This window comes from Paraburkholderia sp. SOS3, assembly GCF_001922345.1.
Lineage (GTDB): Bacteria > Pseudomonadota > Gammaproteobacteria > Burkholderiales > Burkholderiaceae > Paraburkholderia.
The window spans coordinates 481,839-499,373 of sequence record NZ_CP018811.1; the positions used below are offsets into that span (position 1 = coordinate 481,839).

Below are 17,535 nucleotides of genomic sequence, written 5' to 3' on the forward strand. Positions count from 1 at the left end.
TTGCGCGCCGATATAGTGGACGCGCCAGTGCGAGTCAAAGCAGGGGCGCCAATGCGCGCTGCGCATCGGCCTTCGAAAGCGCCATACGCCGTGCGTAGTCGTCCAGCTGATCTTCGCCGATCTTGCCGACCGAGAAGTACGTGCTGTCCGGGTGCGCGAGATAGAAGCCCGATACGCTCGCGGCAGGCAGCATCGCGAGCGACTCGGTCACGCTCATGCCGATCTCGCCGGCCTGCAGCACGTCGAACATGTCGCGCTTGACCAGATGGTCCGGGCACGCGGGGTAGCCGGGCGCGGGACGAATGCCGCGGTATTTCTCGTCGATCATCTCGTCGTTCGACAGCGATTCGGCCGACGCGTAACCCCACAGGTCGCGCCGCACGCGCGCATGCATCGCTTCGGCGAACGCTTCGGCGAAGCGGTCCGCCAGCGCCTTCAGCATGATCGCGCTGTAGTCGTCGTGGTCCTTTTCGAACTGCTTTTCCTTCACGTCTACGCCAAGCCCTGCCGTGACCGCGAACAGGCCGATATAGTCGGCCACGCCCGAGTCTTTCGGCGCGATGAAATCCGCGAGCGACCGGTTCGGCCGCATTACGCCGTCGACCACGGGACGCTCGCTCTGCTGGCGCAGATTGCGCCACGTGAGCGCGATTTCGCTACGCGATTCGTCGGTGTAGATTTCGATGTCGTCGTCGTTGACGGTGTTGGCCGGCAGCAGCGCGATCACGCCGTTCGCGGTCAGCCAGCGGCCCTGTATGAGCCGCGCGAGCATCGACTTCGCGTCCGAAAACACGCGCCGCGCCGATTCGCCGACGATCTCGTCGTTCAGAATGGCCGGGTACTTTCCGGCCAGATCCCAGGTCTGGAAGAACGGCGTCCAGTCGATGTAGTTCGCGAGTTCGTTCAGATCGAAATTCCTGAACACACGGCGTCCGATGAACTTCGGTTTGACCGGATGGTACGCACTCCAGTCGATCTTCGTTTTGTTCGCGCGCGCCTGCGCGAGCGTGACCATCGGCTGCGCCTTCCGGTTCGCGTGCTGCTGGCGGATGCGATCGTAATCGGACTTCAGTTCCTGGAGATACTTCGCGGCGCCTTCATCGGACAGCAGGCTCGACGCAACCGACACCGAGCGCGAGGCATCGGGCACATAGACGACCGGCCCTTCGTAGTTCGGCGCGATCTTGACGGCCGTATGCACGCGCGAGGTCGTCGCGCCGCCGATCAGCAGCGGAATCTTCCTGATGCGGAAGTAGTCGTCGCGCTGCATCTCAGACGCGACGTAGGCCATCTCTTCGAGGCTTGGCGTAATGAGCCCCGACAGCCCGACGATGTCCGCGCCTTCCACTTTCGCCTTCGCGAGAATGTCGTTGCACGGGACCATCACGCCCATGTTGACCACTTCGAAGTTGTTGCACTGGAGCACGACCGACACGATGTTCTTGCCGATGTCGTGCACGTCGCCCTTCACGGTGGCGATGACGATCTTGCCTTTCGCGCGCACGTCGCCGCCGGCCGCGGCCAGCTGCTTCTTTTCTTCCTCGATGAACGGAATCAGGTGCGCGACAGCCTGCTTCATCACGCGCGCCGACTTCACGACCTGCGGCAGGAACATCTTGCCCTGACCGAACAGGTCGCCGACGATATTCATGCCGTCCATCAGCGGCCCTTCGATCACGCTGATCGGCCGGCCGCCATTCGCGGCGATCTGCGCGCGCGCCTCTTCGGTATCGTCGACGATGAAATTCGTGATGCCGTGCACGAGCGCATGCGCAAGGCGTTTTTCGACGGGCTGATTGCGCCACTCGAGGTTTTCTTCCTTCTTCGCGGCGCCGGTCTTGAATTTGTCGGCGATCTCGAGCAGCCGGTCGGTCGCATCGTCGCGGCGGTTCAGCACGACGTCTTCGACGCGCTCGCGCAACTCGGCGTCGAGGTCCGCATAGACGCCGAGTTGCCCCGCGTTGACGATGCCCATATCCATCCCGGCCTGAATCGCGTGATAGAGGAACACCGTATGAATCGCTTCGCGCACCGGGTCGTTGCCGCGGAATGAAAACGACACGTTCGACACGCCGCCGCTCACCTTCGCATAGGGCAGATTCTGCTTGATCCAGCGCGTCGCGTTGATGAAATCGACCGCGTAGTTGTTGTGTTCTTCGATGCCGGTTGCGACGGCAAAGATGTTCGGGTCGAAGATGATGTCTTCGGGCGGAAAGCCGACTTCGTTGACGAGCACGTCATACGAACGCTTGCAGATTTCGGTCTTGCGCGCGAACGTGTCGGCCTGGCCTTTTTCGTCGAATGCCATGACGACGGCCGCGGCGCCATAACGCCGGATCAGCCGCGCATGATGAACGAACGCTTCCTTGCCTTCCTTCAGCGAAATCGAGTTGACGATCGCTTTGCCCTGCACGCACTTCAGGCCCGCTTCGATCACTTCCCACTTCGACGAGTCGATCATGATCGGCACGCGCGCGATGTCGGGTTCCGACGCGATCAGATTCATGAAGCGCACCATCGCCGCCTTCGAATCGAGCATCGCCTCGTCCATGTTGATGTCGATGACCTGCGCGCCGTTTTCGACCTGCTGGCGCGCGACCGCGAGCGCTTCGTCGAACTGCCCGTTGAGAATCATCCGGGCGAAGGCCTTCGAGCCGGTTACGTTGGTACGTTCGCCGACATTGATGAAAAGCGTTCCGGACGTGACGTTGAACGGTTCGAGGCCCGAAAGGCGCAGCGTATGGTCGGTCATGGCTTGCAGGAGTGCGTGAGTTGGCGTCGTGGGCGAAGAAGGTTCGGGGCGATGCGGTTGGGTCGCCCGGGTCAGGCCGCGTCGCGGTACTGCGTCGGCCACTTGCGCGGCTTGACGTCGCTGAGCGCTTTCGCGATCGCGGCAATATGCTCGGGCGTCGTGCCGCAGCAGCCGCCCGCGATATTCACGAGGCCTGCTTCGGCGAATTCCTTCAGGAGCCCGGACGTATCCGCGGGCAGCTCGTCGAAGCCCGTGTCGCTCATCGGATTCGGCAGGCCCGCGTTCGGGTAGCACGATACGTACGTATCGCAGAGCTTCGACAGTTCGGCGATGTATGGGCGCATCAGCGCTGCGCCGAGCGCGCAGTTCAGGCCGAACGTGAGCGGCTTCGCATGACGCAGCGAATTCCAGAACGCTTCGACCGTCTGGCCCGACAGAATGCGGCCCGAGGCGTCGGTGACGGTGCCCGAAATCATGATCGGCAGCCGCTCGCCCGTGTTCTCGAACAGTTCGTCGAGCGCAAACAGCGCGGCCTTGGCATTGAGCGTGTCGAAGATCGTTTCGACGAGGAACAGGTCGACGCCGCCGTCGAGCAGCGCCTTCGCCTGCTGGTAGTACGCGGCACGCAGTTCGTCGAAGGTCACGTTGCGCGCGGCCGGATCGTTGACGTCGGGCGAAATGCTCGCCGTCTTCGGTGTCGGTCCGATCGCGCCGGCCACGAAGCGCGGCTTCTCCGGCGTCGAATACTTGTCGCACGCGGCGCGTGCGAGCTTCGCCGACGCTATATTCATTTCTTCGACGAGATCTTCCATGCCGTAGTCGGCCTGCGCGACCGTCGTTGCGCCGAACGTGTTCGTTTCGACGATATCGGCGCCCGCGGCCAGGTACTGTTCATGGATCTCGCGGATCACCTGCGGTTGCGTGATCGACAGCAACTCATTGTTGCCTTTGATATCGCGTGCGAAGTCCTTGAAGCGCTCGCCGCGATACTGCGCTTCACCGAGCTTGTAACGCTGGATCATCGTCCCCATCGCGCCGTCGAGAATCAGGATGCGCGACTTGAGCAATGAAGGCAGCGCCGTGCCGCGTGTATAGGCGGCATCGCTGTTCGAAGCAGACGAAGTAACGGGAAGGGCAGGCTTGTTCATGGCGGAAGGGCCCCAAGGGCATTCAGCGGTTTCTCAACCGCTTTTTTTCAGGAAACTCAACATTGTAGCCCGCGTGCGGCGTGGCCGCCCCGGCGACGCGCGAAGCGCTTCCACCATCGCGCGCAACGTGCCGGAAACGACGGTCGGTATCGAGTGTCGGGGTTACCAATGAAAAACCCCGTCCGGCGTGCCGGACGGGGTTCATGAAGTGTTGCCGGGCGTTGCCTGGCGTGTCGCCGCAGCGGACCTTAGTGCAACACGACCGGCTGGTGCATCAGGCTGTCGAACTGGCCGAGGAACTCGTCGACTTCATCGAGCGACGGTTCTTCTTCGATCAGCTTTTGTACATGCTCGCGAAAGCTTGCCGCCATTGCTCCATCGATGTAAATCTCACGCTGGGTGTTCTTGTCGACAATTTCATAACCGCCCGACTTCATCGCGAGATGACCGTCCTGTGGTGGGAATTCGACGACACAGTAGTTGGGGCTGTTGTAGATCATTTGCATGGCGACACTCCTTATTTCCGTTGGCTCCTGGCCAGTCCTGCGCCGTACGTGGAGCATTTGGCGTGGAATTCAAGGGGTGGGTCCGGTGTGGCGCTTGTAATTTCTCCGGACCTTGTTGTTAGACTCGCGAGCGCAAAAACGTTTCGAGCAACGCCGCAAAACGTTGCGATTGCTCGATGGGCGCGAGATGAGCCGCGTCCAGCACCTCGAATCGCGCCCCCTGGATGGCATCGGCTATGACCTGTGTAGCAGCAGGAGGCGTGCCCGTGTCATGACGCCCTGCTACGGCGAGCGTGGGCGTCCGTATTTGCAGCAGTCTATCGCGCACGTCGAATTCGCGCAGCGCCGCGCTCGCGAGCGCGAAGCCCTCTACGGACGTGTGGATATAGACGTCGCGAATCTGTTCGACCACTTCGGGATGAGCGCGTTGAAAGTCCGACGTAAGCCAACGTTCGAGCGAGGCGGGTGCAAGCGCTGCGACGCCGTCGCGGCGGGCCGTTTCGATGCGCTGATCCCAGATGCTGCGCGACTCGGGCGCGGTAAAGGCGAATGTATCGGCGAGCGTCAGCGTATCGACGCGCGATGCGTGATCGATCGCGAACTGCTGCGCGATCGCGCCGCCCAGCGACATACCGACCACATGTGTGCTTTTTGCGCCCAGTTTGTCGAGCAGCGCGGCAAGGTCGTTCGACAGGTCGGCAATGGTGAACGGAGCCGTGGGCGCGGAAGATTCGCCGTGTCCGCGGATGTCGTAACGCAATACCGTGTAGTCGTTGCGGAAATAGCCGGCAAGCTGATCCCAGATCGACAGATCGCCGCCCAGCTGATGAATGAAGGTGAGCCACGGGCCGCCGCCCTCATTGCTCAGCACATAGCGTGTCTCGATGCCGTTGACGTTCACTTGCATGCCTGCTCCTTATGTAAGGGTGATGCGGTGACCGATGCGCCCGGGTGTTTATGGTTTCTCGTAGTTGCTATTCGGCTCTGCAGCCGATGGCGTTGCAGGTTGCGGGCCCGGGTTCTGATCGTTCGCATTTGTCGCGCCCGCATTCGGTGCAGCGGTCTCGCCATGCCACAGCAATTCGACCTGCGTGCCGTTGGGTTCGGTCTGTACGAAACGCACGGGTAACCAACCGAGCGACGGGGCAAGCCACACGTCGATGCGGCGCCGATCGCCTGCGTGGCGCGGCAGCCGCGTGAAGTGCCGCGCCTCGACAAAGCCTTGTTGCGTTCGCACCGTTTCGTCGCCGATTGTTTCGATGGGCCATATTTCGCCGCTATCGTTATCGGTCACATAGAACTCGCGCGTGACGCCGGGCTGGTACGCGTCGGGCGCGCCGCGCACGAGGCTCGCGAGCTGCATGATCATGCTGAATCGGTCCTGCGCGCCGTCCTGCAGCGCGAGCGTTTTCGGCGTGCGTGTGAACGCGATCTGCCGGGTTTCGCGATTGAACACGGTCACGTCCTGGCCGCGCCGTCCGTGCGTTTCGATGTACTGGTCCGGCGCGAGACCGAACGCGTCGACGCGGCCATGGCTTTCGTAGCTGTACGTGCCGACGAACGGTAGCGGCACGGAGATGACGAGGCGATAGGTGTGCCCGTCGCTTTCCCAATGGATCGTGCCCGGCTGGTTGCGTACGCCGTTGTAGAACGTGTCGTATTCGAGATCGCCCGACGGCGGGACGGAAAATTTGACGCCTGGTGTCGCATGCGCGGCGTTGCCGCTGCCGCTGTCCGTGCCGCTTGCTGCATTGGCCGCTTGTGCCGGCGAACCTGCTCCCGGGCCGGATGCGGCCGCCGCGCTTGCTGCTGTGCTTGCCGCAGCGCTCGCGGCCGTGCTCGCTGCGGCGTCTGCAACTGCGCTGGCCGTGTCGTTCGCGGCTTCGTCGGGCTTCGGCTGAGCTTTTTCGGCCGTCGCGCTCTGCGTGACCGGCGCTCGCGGCGCAGGCTGCTGTTTCGGTTTCCGCTCGGGTCGAATCGCGGTCAACGCGTGCGGCTGCGGGGCCTGCCCGGGCAGTTTCTGCCGTGTGGCGGGCGGCGTGGCCGCGCCGGCCGGCTGCTGTTCGACACGTTCGGGTTTCAGCAGCGCAACCTGCACGGGCACATGCTGCTGATCCGCTGGCTTGAACGTGTCGCGATGCCGCTCGAACCACTGCGCGGCGATCCAATGCGCGATTGCGACGACGACGAGCACGGCAATCCAGCGCCAACGAAGCGAGCGAGGCGAATGAGCGCGCGGTGGACGATCGGAGCGGCGTGCGACGGACGGAGACGACATCGAAACGGTGAGATTCTGCCGGCAAAAATGAATGATTCAGGCGAGGGACAGCATTCGTGGTTCCAGGTTCGACCGCACGGCTTGCACTCGCGTTCCGCGCACGCAATCAACGCGGCGTCGAACTGTACCCGAGTTCATACGACAGCTTGTGCGCGCATTCGCGTAATGCTGCGTCGACTTCCCCGTCCCAGCGGATATCGAACGCGCCCTCATGACCGAGCGCGATCAGTCCAAGCGCGAGATCGCCGGTCGAATCGAAGACGGGCACGCAAAACGCGTGAATGGTCGGCAGCAGCATTCCTTCCACGCGCGCCGCGCCATGTGCGCGTACGTCTTCGAGCAACTGCTCGACCTCGCCGATGTCGCGCGGGCCGCCGGTCTGTGAGGAGCGGCGCGTGTCGGCGAGTTCGCGCTCGATCATCGCGGCCGTCTTGCTGCGCGGCAGATACGCGGCGAACAACAGACCCGTCGCCGAACCGAGCAGCGGCATCACGTCGCCGAGCTTGAGCGACGCCTTCGCCGGATAACTCGATTCCATCCAGTGCACGACGGTCGGCCCCTGATTGCCCCATACCGCGATACCCACCGTCATATCGAGCCGGTCGCGCAGCCCGGCGAGCGCGATGCGCGCGAGTTTCACACCGTCGACTCTTGCCAGACGCGCGAGACCGAGTTGCAGCGCAAAGCCGCCCAGTTCGTATCGGCCCGACAGCGGATCTTGCGCGACCACGCCAAGCCGCAAGAAACTGACGAGATAGCGATGCGCTTTCGCCGGACTCATGCCCGCGCGCTGCGCAAGGTCGCGCAGCATCATCGCGCGCGGCTCGTGCGTCAGCACCTCGAGCAGGCGAAAGCCGACTTCGATCGATTGAATGCCCGAGCGCGGCTTTTCTTCGCCGCGTTCATGTGCGTCGCCGGTGTCGTCGTCGACGCCGGAATCGTGCAGGTCGTTTGACTCGTCCATTGAAATATTGGAGTGGTCCGAGGCGTGATCGGATGGGCGGGCTGCGGGTGACATGGCCGATATGCGCAATTCGAAAAGTGGAGGGCCGCGCGTTGTAGTGTTGCCATTGCGACGTCGACGAAACGTCAACGGCAAAGTCAACGGCACAGTCAACGCCGTGCGACGCGATGACGATGCAAGTGGGCGGCGCCGATTCACCATCGTAGAATACATTCCTCCCACCGTCATCCACATGCTTTATCGCCTATGAAACTTGCCACGCTGAAGGACGGCACGCGCGACGGTCAGTTGATCATCGTGTCCCGCGACCTGCAAACCGCCGCGGTCGCCGACGGGATCGTCGCGACACTGCAACGCGCGCTCGACGACTGGCCTTTCTACGCGCCGCAACTGCGCGACCTGTACGACGCGGTAAACCAGGGCCGCGCCCGTCATACATTCGCGTTCGATGCGAAAGACTGCATGGCGCCGCTGCCGCGCGCGTTCCAGTGGGCCGATGGGTCGTCGTATGTGAACCACGTCGAACTCGTGCGCCGCGCGCGCGGCGCCGAGATGCCGCCCGAGTTCTGGACCGATCCGCTGATGTATCAGGGCGGCAGCGACGACTTCATCGGGCCCAAAGACGATATCGTCTGCGCCTCGGAGGAATTCGGCATCGACTTCGAGGCCGAAGTCGCGGTAATGACCGGCGATGTGCCGATGGGCGTCAAACCCGAGCAGGCATTGAAGAGCGTGCGTCTTGTCACGCTCGTCAACGATGTGTCGCTGCGCAATCTGATTCCGGCGGAACTCGCGAAAGGCTTCGGTTTTTTCCAGAGCAAACCGGCCACGTCGTTCGCACCGGTCGCCGTGACGCCCGACGAACTCGGCGAGCATTGGCGCGAAGGCCGCGTGCATCGCCCGATGATCGTCCATTGGAACGGCAAGAAGGTCGGGCAGCCCGACGCGGGTGTCGATATGGTGTTTCACTTCGGGCAACTGATCGCTCACGCGGCGAAGACGCGCAATCTGCGCGCGGGCACGATCGTCGGCTCGGGCACGGTGTCCAACAAGGATGCAAAGCGCGGCTATTGCTGTATCGCCGAGAAGCGCTGCCTCGAGATGATCGAGCACGGCGCGGCGCAAACCGGATTCATGAAGTACGGCGATACGGTGAAGATCGACATGTTCGACGATGCAGGCAAATCGATCTTCGGTGCGATCGAGCAGTCGGTCGCACCGCTCGAGCCGGCACATTGATCTGACGCGCGGCGCGGGCGGGGTGGTGCGTAGCGTGTAGTGCCGTTACAACCGGCGGTAACACTGGGGCATAGCCATGTCGAACGGATCGCGTGTCAGTCATCCCGGGTTTTACGCACACTATCAGTCGCTGCGCGTGCAGCGGCATCCGCACGGCATCGTCGAAATCGTGATGAGCGGCGAGGGCGCGAACCGCAGCAAGCTCGCGACCGCGAATGCGCTGATGCATCGCGAACTGGCCGAAATCTGGCGCGACGTCGACCGCGATCCCGATGCGCGAGTCGCCTTGATTCGTGGCGAAGGCAAGGGCTTTTCGGCGGGCGGCGATCTCGAACTCGTCGAGCAGATGGCCGCCGATTTCGCGGTGCGCACGCGCGTGTGGCGCGAGGCGCGCGATCTCGTCTACAACGTCATCAACTGCGGTAAGCCGATCGTGTCGGCCATGCACGGACCGGCGGTCGGCGCGGGGCTCGTGGCAGGGCTGCTCGCCGATATTTCGATCGCGGCGAAGTCCGCGCGCATTATCGACGGCCACACGCGCCTCGGCGTCGCGGCCGGCGATCACGCGGCGATCGTCTGGCCGCTTCTGTGCGGAATGGCAAAGGCCAAGTACTACCTGCTGCTGTGCGAACCGGTGAGCGGCGAGGAGGCGGAGCGCATCGGGCTCGTGTCGCTCGCGGTCGATGAACGCGATCTGCTGCCGAAGGCGTTCGACATCGCGCAAAGGCTGTCGAAGGGCTCGCAAACGGCGATTCGCTGGACCAAGTACGCATTGAACAATTGGCTGCGCTCGGCCGGCCCCGCGTTCGATACGTCGCTTGCGCTCGAATTCATGGGATTTGCCGGACCTGATGTGCACGAGGGCGTGACGTCGCTGCGCGAGCGCCGTGCTCCCGATTTCCCTGGCAGCGAGACGTGAGCCGATGTGTTCGGGACGCCGCGGTGGGGAGCGGTATTTGCTGGCCGCATGTGCCGCCGCGCGAATCTTCGACGCGCTTTAGCTTTTACTCCGGGACATTCGACGCATACTTTCGCAGTACGACGTCCAGCGCCGACGCGCGAGGTATGATCCGACGGGCATTCTTCGCTGCAGCCGCCGTCTGCGTCGCGCTCCCGGGCTGCAGACGCGCATCAGGGTCGAGATTTATCCGAGGTTCACCGAGATTGGCTAAGTTTGACCGAGTATGACTTTTCCCGCGCTTTGTTTTCACAGCGCCCGTTACGCTGCGAGGAGATCAGCATGACCGACACCCCCGGCTCCACGCCGCCGTTTCCCGGATTTCCCGGCTTCCCGCCCGCCGAAATGCTCGACCGGATGTGGGGGATGATGCGCCTCACGCCATTTGGTGCGGCGTTTCCGGGCACGCAGCCGGGCGCGGCGCAAGGATTCGTGCCATCGCTGTCGATGATGTCCGACATGATGGCGCCGCTCACGAACGTCGAGGAACTCGACAAGCGCATCACCGACATGCGCGCGGTCGAGCAATGGCTGAAGCTGAACCTGAACATGCTGCAATCGGCGATTCAGGCGCTCGAGGTGCAGCGCGCGACGCTGGCGACGCTGCGTGCCTTCGGCGCGTTCGCGCAGCAGTCGATGACGCAGCCGGTCGCCGATGTGCCGCCGCGCGAAACATCGACACGGGAGCGTGCGGAAGAGGAACGCGCGGCGGCCGGCTCGCGCGCGGGTTGGCGCGAAGATGAAGCCGCCGCAACCGGACAATCGGCGCAGGATGCCGGACCGGCCTCTGGCGAGAGCGCACCGCCGCCCGGGTTCGACGCATCGGGATGGTGGAACCTGCTGCAATCGCAGTTCAACCAGATCGCGCAGTTTGCGATGGCGCAACCGGGCATGGCGGCGGGCGCGGCCGCCGCAGACGGTAACGAGGGCGGCGAGCGCGAGGCCGGTGCGGACGCCGCCGCCGGTTCGGATCGCGCCAGTCACGGCGGCCCGGAACGTGGCGTCGGCGCCGAAGCAGGCGCCTCGGGAGCACGCGTGCGTCAGCCCGACGCGAAACGCCCGGCTGCCAGGCGCGCCGCGGCGGGCAAAACGGCCAAAGAGGGGAAGGGAACGGGCGCCGCCGCCTCGCGCAAGACCCCGAACCAGCCCGAATAAACCACGTTCGAATGCAGAGACGGCGATGGGCGCGGTGTGACGGTGTCCGAAACGCACCGTTCCGGAGTCGGGCCGCCCGTTACCCCTCGCGCCCCTTGTTCCAGATCAACGATTGCCGCATCCGGCGGGCCGCCGGGCCTTTTCGGGCGCGGCCATTCAAGATGCGCATGCTATTATTCGAGATGTTTTTCAGCCCGCGAGCCTGCGTCGAAAACCTCAAATACAGCGGCTTGCAGCGCGCCGGCCTCCCGGTGCGAGGGCTCACTGCGGCGTTGCGCCGCATGCTGGCTTGACCTCAGGCACAGGGTCTCCCTCACCCACGGTTGGCCGCGTTTGTGAAATCCACATTTCGCAAGCGCTTAAAAACGCCGCTGGTACTTCTTTGCCACAGATTCTTCTGGGCGACCGATTACCGCGTAAAATCGAATGCTGCGCTGGCGAAAGCGCGGATTTCGTTCGTCAGCAGCAAAAGTAGCAATAAGTAGTCAGACAGACACAAACAGACGTCGCTTTGCGCAGAACAGGGGTGGGACTATGAACACCATGCTTTATCCGGAACTGTATAGATCGCTCGAATCCGTCCGATGGGACATGGAAAAAGACATTCCCTGGGACAAATTCGATGCGTCGCTGCTCACCGACGAGCAGGCCGCAACGATCAAGATGAACGCGATCACGGAATGGTCCGCATTGCCCGCCACCGAAATGTTCCTGCGCGACAATCATCACGACAGCGATTTCTCGGCCTTCATGAGCGTGTGGTTCTTCGAAGAGCAAAAGCATTCGCTGGTATTGATGGAATATCTGCGCCGCTTCAAACCCGACCTGGTTCCCACCGAAGAAGAGCTGCATGCGGTGCGCTTCGAATTCGATCCCGCGCCGCCCCTCGAAACGCTGATGCTGCATTTCTGCGGCGAAATCCGTCTGAATCACTGGTACCGCCGCGCGGCCGAATGGCATACCGAACCGGTCATCAAGCACATCTACGAAACCATCTCGCGTGACGAAGCCCGTCATGGCGGCGCGTATTTGCGTTACATGAAGAAGGCGATGGGCAATTTCGGCGACGTCGCGCGTGCGGCGTTCGCGAAAATCGGTGTGCTCATGGCATCGGCGCGCCGCACCGAAAAGCCGCTTCATCCCACGAACCTGCATGTGAATCAGGCGCTGTTCCCGCGCGACACGATCCAGTCGCGCCTGCCCGATCCCGAGTGGCTCGAGCGCTGGCTCGACGAACAGATCCGCTTCGACGACGGCTGGGAGAAGAAGGTCGTCGAACGGATTCTGCACAACCTGTCGATCCTGTTCGAGCGCACATTCAATACGGCACAGGAACTGAACCGCTACCGCAAGGAAGTCACCTCGCGCCTGCAGGGCAATAGCGATCAGGGTTCGACTCAGCAGCCCGCGTAATGCGCTGATCTTTCCGCGCATTTTCAGAAAAGATCACCCACGGCCCGGCAGGCGCAAGCCCGTCGGGCCGTGTTGCATGTTCGCCGACACGTGTATCGTTGCGGCAATCCACGCTACTCCCTCTTTCGCCATGGCCGCTTCTTTCGAACGCAAACTCGTTACGCGCGACGCGCTCGCGCAAATCCGTCCCACGCTGCAAGGACCGGTGGTCTTCACCAATGGCGTATTCGACATCCTGCATCGCGGCCATGTCACGTATCTCGCGGATGCGAAGGCGCTAGGCGCGACGCTGATCGTGGGCGTGAACAGCGATGCATCGGTGCGCATGCTCGGCAAGGGCGACGACCGTCCGATCAATCGCGAAGACGACCGCATGGCGCTGCTTGCGGCGCTCGAGTGCGTCGACTGGGTTGTGCAATTCGACGAGCGCACGCCGATCGAGCTGATCGAAGCCTTGCGTCCGGACGTACTCGTGAAGGGCGGCGACTACGATATGGACGCTTTGCCCGAATCGGCGCTCGTGCGGAGTTGGGGCGGACGCGCACTGGCCATTCCGTTCGAGCACGATCGCTCGACGACGGCGCTGCTAAAGAAGGTTCGCGCGCACCAGAAGTAGTCGATGCGCAGCGCTACTGCGCCAGCGCCGACGCCGCGATCGGCGCGACCGGCGCGGGACCGCCGACCACGGCCTGGTCCGCGGCGTCGGTGGCCGACATCGGTTGCACACGCAACCCTTCCGGATGAATTTGCCGGTTCAGATGAAACGGCTCGCGTGCCCCGGCTGCCGGCGTAGGGCCGAACAGGCCGCGTACGGCGGCGAACGCCAGCAAATTGGCAATGACGAGCAAGGCGATCAGCCAGCGCAGCATGGTTGGACTCTCCGTCGTGTGGTGTCGGTCATCGTTATTGACAGCTTTTTCCTATTCTTGCTGATTCGCGGACGGCAGTCGCGTCATGCCGTATGCGTCACTGCGGCGTGCGGGTCGCCGGCGTAAGAGTCGCGTCGGCGTCATCGGCGGCGATCAGCGCGAGCCCTGCGAGCACGAGCGAATCATGCCGCGTATGCGGCACCTGCAGCGAGCCGGCCACTTCCGCGGCCGCGCCGCCGCCGACCACGAGCCGTACCGGCGTCTGCCATTCATCCTGCAGCTCGCGCCACATGCGTTCGATCAACGCGGCCTGCGCAAGCACGCAGCCCGCTGCGATCGCGTCGCGCGTATTGGTGGCGAAGCATAGCGCGGGCGGCTCCGGCAGTGCGGCGGGTGCGTCAAGTGTCGGATGGTCGCCCGCGAGCGCGGCTTGCACGCCCGGCGTGCCGAGCGTCGGCAATTGCGCCGTGTGCTCGCCGAGCGCGCGCATCATCAGCAACCAGCCCGGCGCAATGAGCCCGCCCGTGAACGTGCCGTCCTTGCGCAATGCTTCGAGCGTCGTCGCCGTGCCGAAGGTCGCGATCAGCAGGTGCTCGTCCGGGAAGGCCGCGCGCGCGCCGATCATTCCGGCCCAGCGGTCGCTGCCGAGCGACTCCGGCGTCGCGTAGCCGTTGCGCACGCCGCATTGCTCCGACGTGGCGCGGATCGTCGTGCGCGGCAGGCCAGGCCAGGTTGCATCGAGCAAGGTATCGATGCGCCGCGCGACCGCGATGCCCGCGACGTTCGATACCCACGCACCGCGTGGCATCGGCAATACGCTCCAGTCGGGTTCGTGTTCGGCGACGAGCGGATCGCCCACGCCCTTCACGAGCAAACCCGCATGCGCGAACGTGCCGCTCGTCGTCCGTGCGCCGTTTCCATCGACGAGCGCCCATTTGACGCGGCTATTGCCCGCGTCGATCAGCAGAAACGGCGCGCCGCTCACACTGCACCCCGGCCGGCGAGGCGCAGCGTCACATCGCCGGTCGCGATCGCGGTGCGGCCTGCAGGCGTGTCGAGCAGCAACTGTCCGCGCTCGTCCACACCCGATGCGATCCCGCGCGCGGATTCGACGCCCTGTTCGAACAGCAGCACCTCCCGGCCCGCATACGCGTGACAGGCGTTCCAGCGTGGCTGGAACGGCGCAAAGCCTTCCGCTGCGAAACGCTTGAGCGCGGGCTCGAGCGCGTTCAGTTCGGCCGCGAGCGTATCGGTCAGATTCGCGTTCGGCAACGCGCGCGACAGCGCGGTCGGTGTCGCGCCGCGCGCTTCGGGCGGCACGTTCGCGTTGAGTTCGCCGACCTTCGCGGCGAGTTCGTCGGCGCCTTTCACGTTGGTGCCGATGCCGATCACGACCGCACTCGCGTCGTCGGTGCTCCACGCGGTCTCGATCAGGATGCCGGCCAGCTTGTCGCCCTCGAGCAGCACGTCGTTCGGCCACTTCAGCGCGATCTGGCCCGGCCCGGCGACCGGCAGCGACCGCAGCCCGTCGACGAGCGCGACGCCGACCGCGAGGCTCAGACCCGCGAGCCCTTCGAGCGGACGCGGCAGCACGCACGCGACCGAAAACAGCAGCGCGTTGCCGGGCTCGGCATACCACGGCCGGCCGCGCCGGCCGCGGCCGGCCGTCTGCAGATACGCGACGCGGACGATCGGCCGCTCGAGCGCGTCGGCTCTACGTGGCAGGGTTTTCACATGCGCCATCAGGTCGGCGTTGGTGGACCCGGTCTCTTCGACGATTTCGATCGGCCAGTCGTGTGCGGCCGGGCCGAATAGCGTGATCGCGCGCTTGCGGTCGATGCGCCAGTCGTCGGCTGGCGTGGCGGCGATGGAGATGGGTGTAGTCATGCCGCGTATTGTAGCCACTCGCACCGGCCAGAATGCGTCATCCGCGCGCCGTCAGGGCGGCGGAAAGGCGCTGGAAAGACACTGGAAAGACATGGTCCGCCCGATCGCCGTGCCGACTGGCCATAGACACCGCCGAGGTGCCGCATGGAGGCGCGCGCCGGGCCATGGCGGCCGGGCCGTGCGCCCCTCTGCACTGGCCTTTGCGCGAGTATTTCCGCAGCGTACAAAACCTCCGCTGCGTTGGGCCGGACAAGCCAGCAAGGCTCGCGGGCGGCTCGTTCGATACAATGCCCGTTAATCCGATAACGACCTTCCAGCGCCTTGAACTACGACACTCCGCCCGGCCTCGAAGTCGCGGCAGGCAGACAGGGCAAGATCGTCCGGCTGTCTGGCCAGTGGACCGCGCTCGCCCTCGCGCGCGACCGCTCGCAGGAGCGCGCGCTGCCGCGCCTGCGCGAGCTGATCGGCACCGAGAAGGTCGCGCAATGGGACCTGTCGCGCATCGACCGGCTCGATCACGTCGGCGGCCAGGCGCTGTGGCGCATCTGGGGCTACCGTCTGCCTGCCGATCTCGTCGCGCTCAATGCGACGCAGCGCGACATCTTCGACCGCATCGCACTGCTCGATCGCGAGCGCGAGAACCCGGAGCACGTGCAACGCTACGACCCGTTCACGCGGCTCGGCCTCGGCCTCTTCTCGTTCGTCGAACATCTGCAGGGCGGCATCGCGATGTTCGGACGCGTGGTGCTCGACCTGCTGTCGATCGCGCGCAACCCGAAGATCATGCCGTGGAAGGAAATTTCCGCGAACGTCTACTATGCGGGCGCAAGGGCGCTGCCGATCATCGCGCTCGTCGCCTTTCTGATCGGCATCGTGCTCAGCTATCTGTCCGCGCAGCAGTTGCGTCTGTTCGGCGCGAACCAGTTCATCGTCAATATTCTCGGTCTCGGCGTGATTCGCGAACTGGGGCCGGTGCTCGCGGCGATTCTCGTCGCGGGTCGCTCGGGTTCGTCGATCACCGCGCAGATCGGCGTGATGCGCGTGACCGAGGAGCTCGACGCGATGCGCGTGATGGGCATTCCGCATGGCCTGCGGCTGATCCTGCCGCGCGTGATCGCGCTTGCGGTGGCGATGCCGCTGCTCGTGATGTGGACCAATATCGTCGCGCTGTTCGGCGGCGCGCTGGCCGCGAAGCTCGTGCTGCAGATCGACCTGTCGTACTTCGCGCGCTCGCTGCCGTCCGTCGTGCCGGTCGCGAACCTGTGGATCGGCCTCGGCAAGGGGGCCGCGTTCGGCGTGCTGATCGCGCTGGTCGGCTGCCATTTCGGCTTTCGCATCAAGGCGAATTCGCAAAGCCTCGGCGAAGGCACGACGACTTCGGTCGTCACCTCCATCACGGTCGTGATTCTCGCGGATGCCGTGTTCGCGATTCTCTTTCAGAACCTGGGGCTCTCATGATTGCGCCGCTTACCCATGCCGTACGTGACCAGCCGCTGCCCGAGATTGCCGAAACCGTCATCGAGGTGCGCAACCTGACGAAGCGCTACGGCCGCAACATCGTGCACGAGCATCTGAACTTCGACGCGCGGCGCGGCGAAATCGTGTCGATCGTCGGCGGCTCGGGATCCGGCAAGACTACGCTGATGCGGCAGATTCTCGGGCTCGAGCGGCCGACCTCGGGCACGATCAAGGTGTTCGGCGAGGACACGTCGAAGATCGATCCCGAGGAAGCGCGCCTGATGCGCAGCCGCATGGGCATGCTGTTCCAGCAGGGCGCGCTCTTTTCGTCGCTGTCGGTGTTCGACAATATCGCGCAGCCGCTGCGCGAACTCGGCAAGGTACCCGAAGAACTGCTGCGCGACATCGTCATGCTGAAGCTCGAAATGGTCGGCCTGCCGTGCAAGAACGCATCGAAGATGCCGGCCGCGCTGTCGGGCGGCATGATCAAGCGCGTCGGCATTGCGCGCGCGATCGCGCTCGAGCCGGAGCTGCTGTTTCTCGACGAACCGACCGCGGGACTCGATCCGCAGGCGTCCGATGAATTCGTCGAGCTGATCGGCGCGCTGCATCGCGCGCTCGGCCTCACCGTCGTGATGGTGACGCACGATCTCGACACGATGGTGGCGCTATCGTCGCGCGTCGCGGTGCTGGCCGAGCGCAAGGTGCTCGTCGCGGCGCCGGTCGAGGAAGTGGCGGGCGTCGATCATCCGTTCATCCGCGAGTATTTTCTCGGCCTGCGCGGGCGTCTTGCGCTGCAGGGGTTGTCGCCCGAGCGCCGCGCGAAGCTGCCGGCGACGGCGCTCGAACCCGCGTGCGACGCGATCGCGCTCAAAACCGCGATGTAAGCGGAGAACCTGGGGAACCTG

The 17,535-nt window shown here is 64.3% G+C and carries 16 protein-coding genes; 7 read left to right on the forward strand and 9 right to left on the reverse strand.

The genetic code is table 11. The features are described from left to right. Positions 1–34 precede the first annotated feature (34 nt). The 6 genes from metH to BTO02_RS02195 form a co-directional block, all read right to left on the reverse strand. The gene (gene metH / locus BTO02_RS02170; protein WP_075155625.1) at positions 35–2,752 is read right to left on the reverse strand and encodes a methionine synthase; all 2,718 of its coding nucleotides are present in this window, start codon (positions 2,750–2,752) and stop codon (positions 35–37) included. 71 nt (positions 2,753–2,823) lie between these two features. Continuing rightward, positions 2,824–3,900 carry a homocysteine S-methyltransferase family protein gene (locus tag BTO02_RS02175; RefSeq protein ID WP_075155626.1) on the reverse strand — a complete coding sequence of 359 codons (1,077 nt, stop codon included), beginning with the start codon at positions 3,898–3,900 and terminating at the stop codon, positions 2,824–2,826. A gap of 248 nt (positions 3,901–4,148) precedes the next feature. Then, the gene (locus tag BTO02_RS02180; protein ID WP_075155627.1) at positions 4,149–4,406 is read right to left on the reverse strand and encodes a BTH_I0359 family protein; all 258 of its coding nucleotides are present in this window, start codon (positions 4,404–4,406) and stop codon (positions 4,149–4,151) included. Positions 4,407–4,524: 118 nt separating this feature from the next. Continuing rightward, positions 4,525–5,313, reverse strand: a complete 789-nt coding sequence (locus BTO02_RS02185; RefSeq protein ID WP_075155628.1) for an alpha/beta fold hydrolase — start codon at positions 5,311–5,313, stop codon at positions 4,525–4,527. 48 nt (positions 5,314–5,361) lie between these two features. Continuing rightward, positions 5,362–6,684: a DUF3108 domain-containing protein gene (locus BTO02_RS02190; RefSeq protein WP_075155629.1), complete on the reverse strand. Its 1,323-nt coding sequence runs from the start codon at positions 6,682–6,684 to the stop codon at positions 5,362–5,364. A gap of 106 nt (positions 6,685–6,790) precedes the next feature. Then, on the reverse strand, positions 6,791–7,648 hold the full coding sequence (locus tag BTO02_RS02195; RefSeq protein WP_075155630.1) for an IclR family transcriptional regulator: 858 nt from the start codon (positions 7,646–7,648) through the stop codon (positions 6,791–6,793). 246 nt (positions 7,649–7,894) lie between these two features. On the opposite strand from BTO02_RS02195, the gene BTO02_RS02200 reads away from it, so the two are divergent. The 5 genes from BTO02_RS02200 to rfaE2 all read left to right on the forward strand — a co-directional run bounded on the left by BTO02_RS02200 (position 7,895) and on the right by rfaE2 (position 13,029). Next, a complete protein-coding gene (locus tag BTO02_RS02200; RefSeq protein WP_075155631.1) occupies positions 7,895–8,887 on the forward strand; it encodes a fumarylacetoacetate hydrolase family protein in 993 nt (330 codons plus the stop codon). 76 nt (positions 8,888–8,963) lie between these two features. Next, the gene (locus BTO02_RS02205) at positions 8,964–9,806 is read left to right on the forward strand and encodes an enoyl-CoA hydratase/isomerase family protein (protein WP_075155632.1); all 843 of its coding nucleotides are present in this window, start codon (positions 8,964–8,966) and stop codon (positions 9,804–9,806) included. Positions 9,807–10,127: 321 nt separating this feature from the next. Beyond that, positions 10,128–11,000 carry a PhaM family polyhydroxyalkanoate granule multifunctional regulatory protein gene (locus tag BTO02_RS02210; protein ID WP_075155633.1) on the forward strand — a complete coding sequence of 291 codons (873 nt, stop codon included), beginning with the start codon at positions 10,128–10,130 and terminating at the stop codon, positions 10,998–11,000. A gap of 534 nt (positions 11,001–11,534) precedes the next feature. Beyond that, complete coding sequence (locus BTO02_RS02215; protein ID WP_075155634.1) at positions 11,535–12,413, forward strand: ferritin; 879 nt, start codon at positions 11,535–11,537, stop codon at positions 12,411–12,413. 130 nt (positions 12,414–12,543) lie between these two features. Continuing rightward, positions 12,544–13,029 carry a D-glycero-beta-D-manno-heptose 1-phosphate adenylyltransferase gene (gene rfaE2, locus BTO02_RS02220; RefSeq protein ID WP_075155635.1) on the forward strand — a complete coding sequence of 162 codons (486 nt, stop codon included), beginning with the start codon at positions 12,544–12,546 and terminating at the stop codon, positions 13,027–13,029. Positions 13,030–13,042: 13 nt separating this feature from the next. Here rfaE2 and BTO02_RS02225 read toward each other — a convergent pair whose 3' ends face one another. From BTO02_RS02225 to BTO02_RS02235, 3 genes are all read right to left on the reverse strand, one after another. Then, entirely contained in the window at positions 13,043–13,282 is a 240-nt protein-coding gene (locus BTO02_RS02225) for a hypothetical protein (protein WP_075155636.1), read from the reverse strand. A gap of 97 nt (positions 13,283–13,379) precedes the next feature. Beyond that, positions 13,380–14,267 carry a type III pantothenate kinase gene (locus BTO02_RS02230; protein ID WP_075155637.1) on the reverse strand — a complete coding sequence of 296 codons (888 nt, stop codon included), beginning with the start codon at positions 14,265–14,267 and terminating at the stop codon, positions 13,380–13,382. Continuing rightward, complete coding sequence (locus tag BTO02_RS02235; RefSeq protein ID WP_075155638.1) at positions 14,264–15,169, reverse strand: biotin--[acetyl-CoA-carboxylase] ligase; 906 nt, start codon at positions 15,167–15,169, stop codon at positions 14,264–14,266. The genes BTO02_RS02230 and BTO02_RS02235 overlap by 4 nt, the downstream gene beginning before the upstream one ends. Positions 15,170–15,490: 321 nt before the next feature. On the opposite strand from BTO02_RS02235, the gene BTO02_RS02240 reads away from it, so the two are divergent. Both BTO02_RS02240 and BTO02_RS02245 read left to right on the forward strand, forming a co-directional pair. Then, entirely contained in the window at positions 15,491–16,627 is a 1,137-nt protein-coding gene (locus BTO02_RS02240; protein WP_075155639.1) for an MlaE family ABC transporter permease, read from the forward strand. After that, positions 16,624–17,514 (forward strand): ABC transporter ATP-binding protein, encoded by an 891-nt coding sequence (locus BTO02_RS02245; protein WP_075155640.1) that lies wholly within the window; start codon positions 16,624–16,626, stop codon positions 17,512–17,514. Before BTO02_RS02240 ends, BTO02_RS02245 begins: the two co-directional genes overlap by 4 nt. Positions 17,515–17,535: the final 21 nt, after the last annotated feature.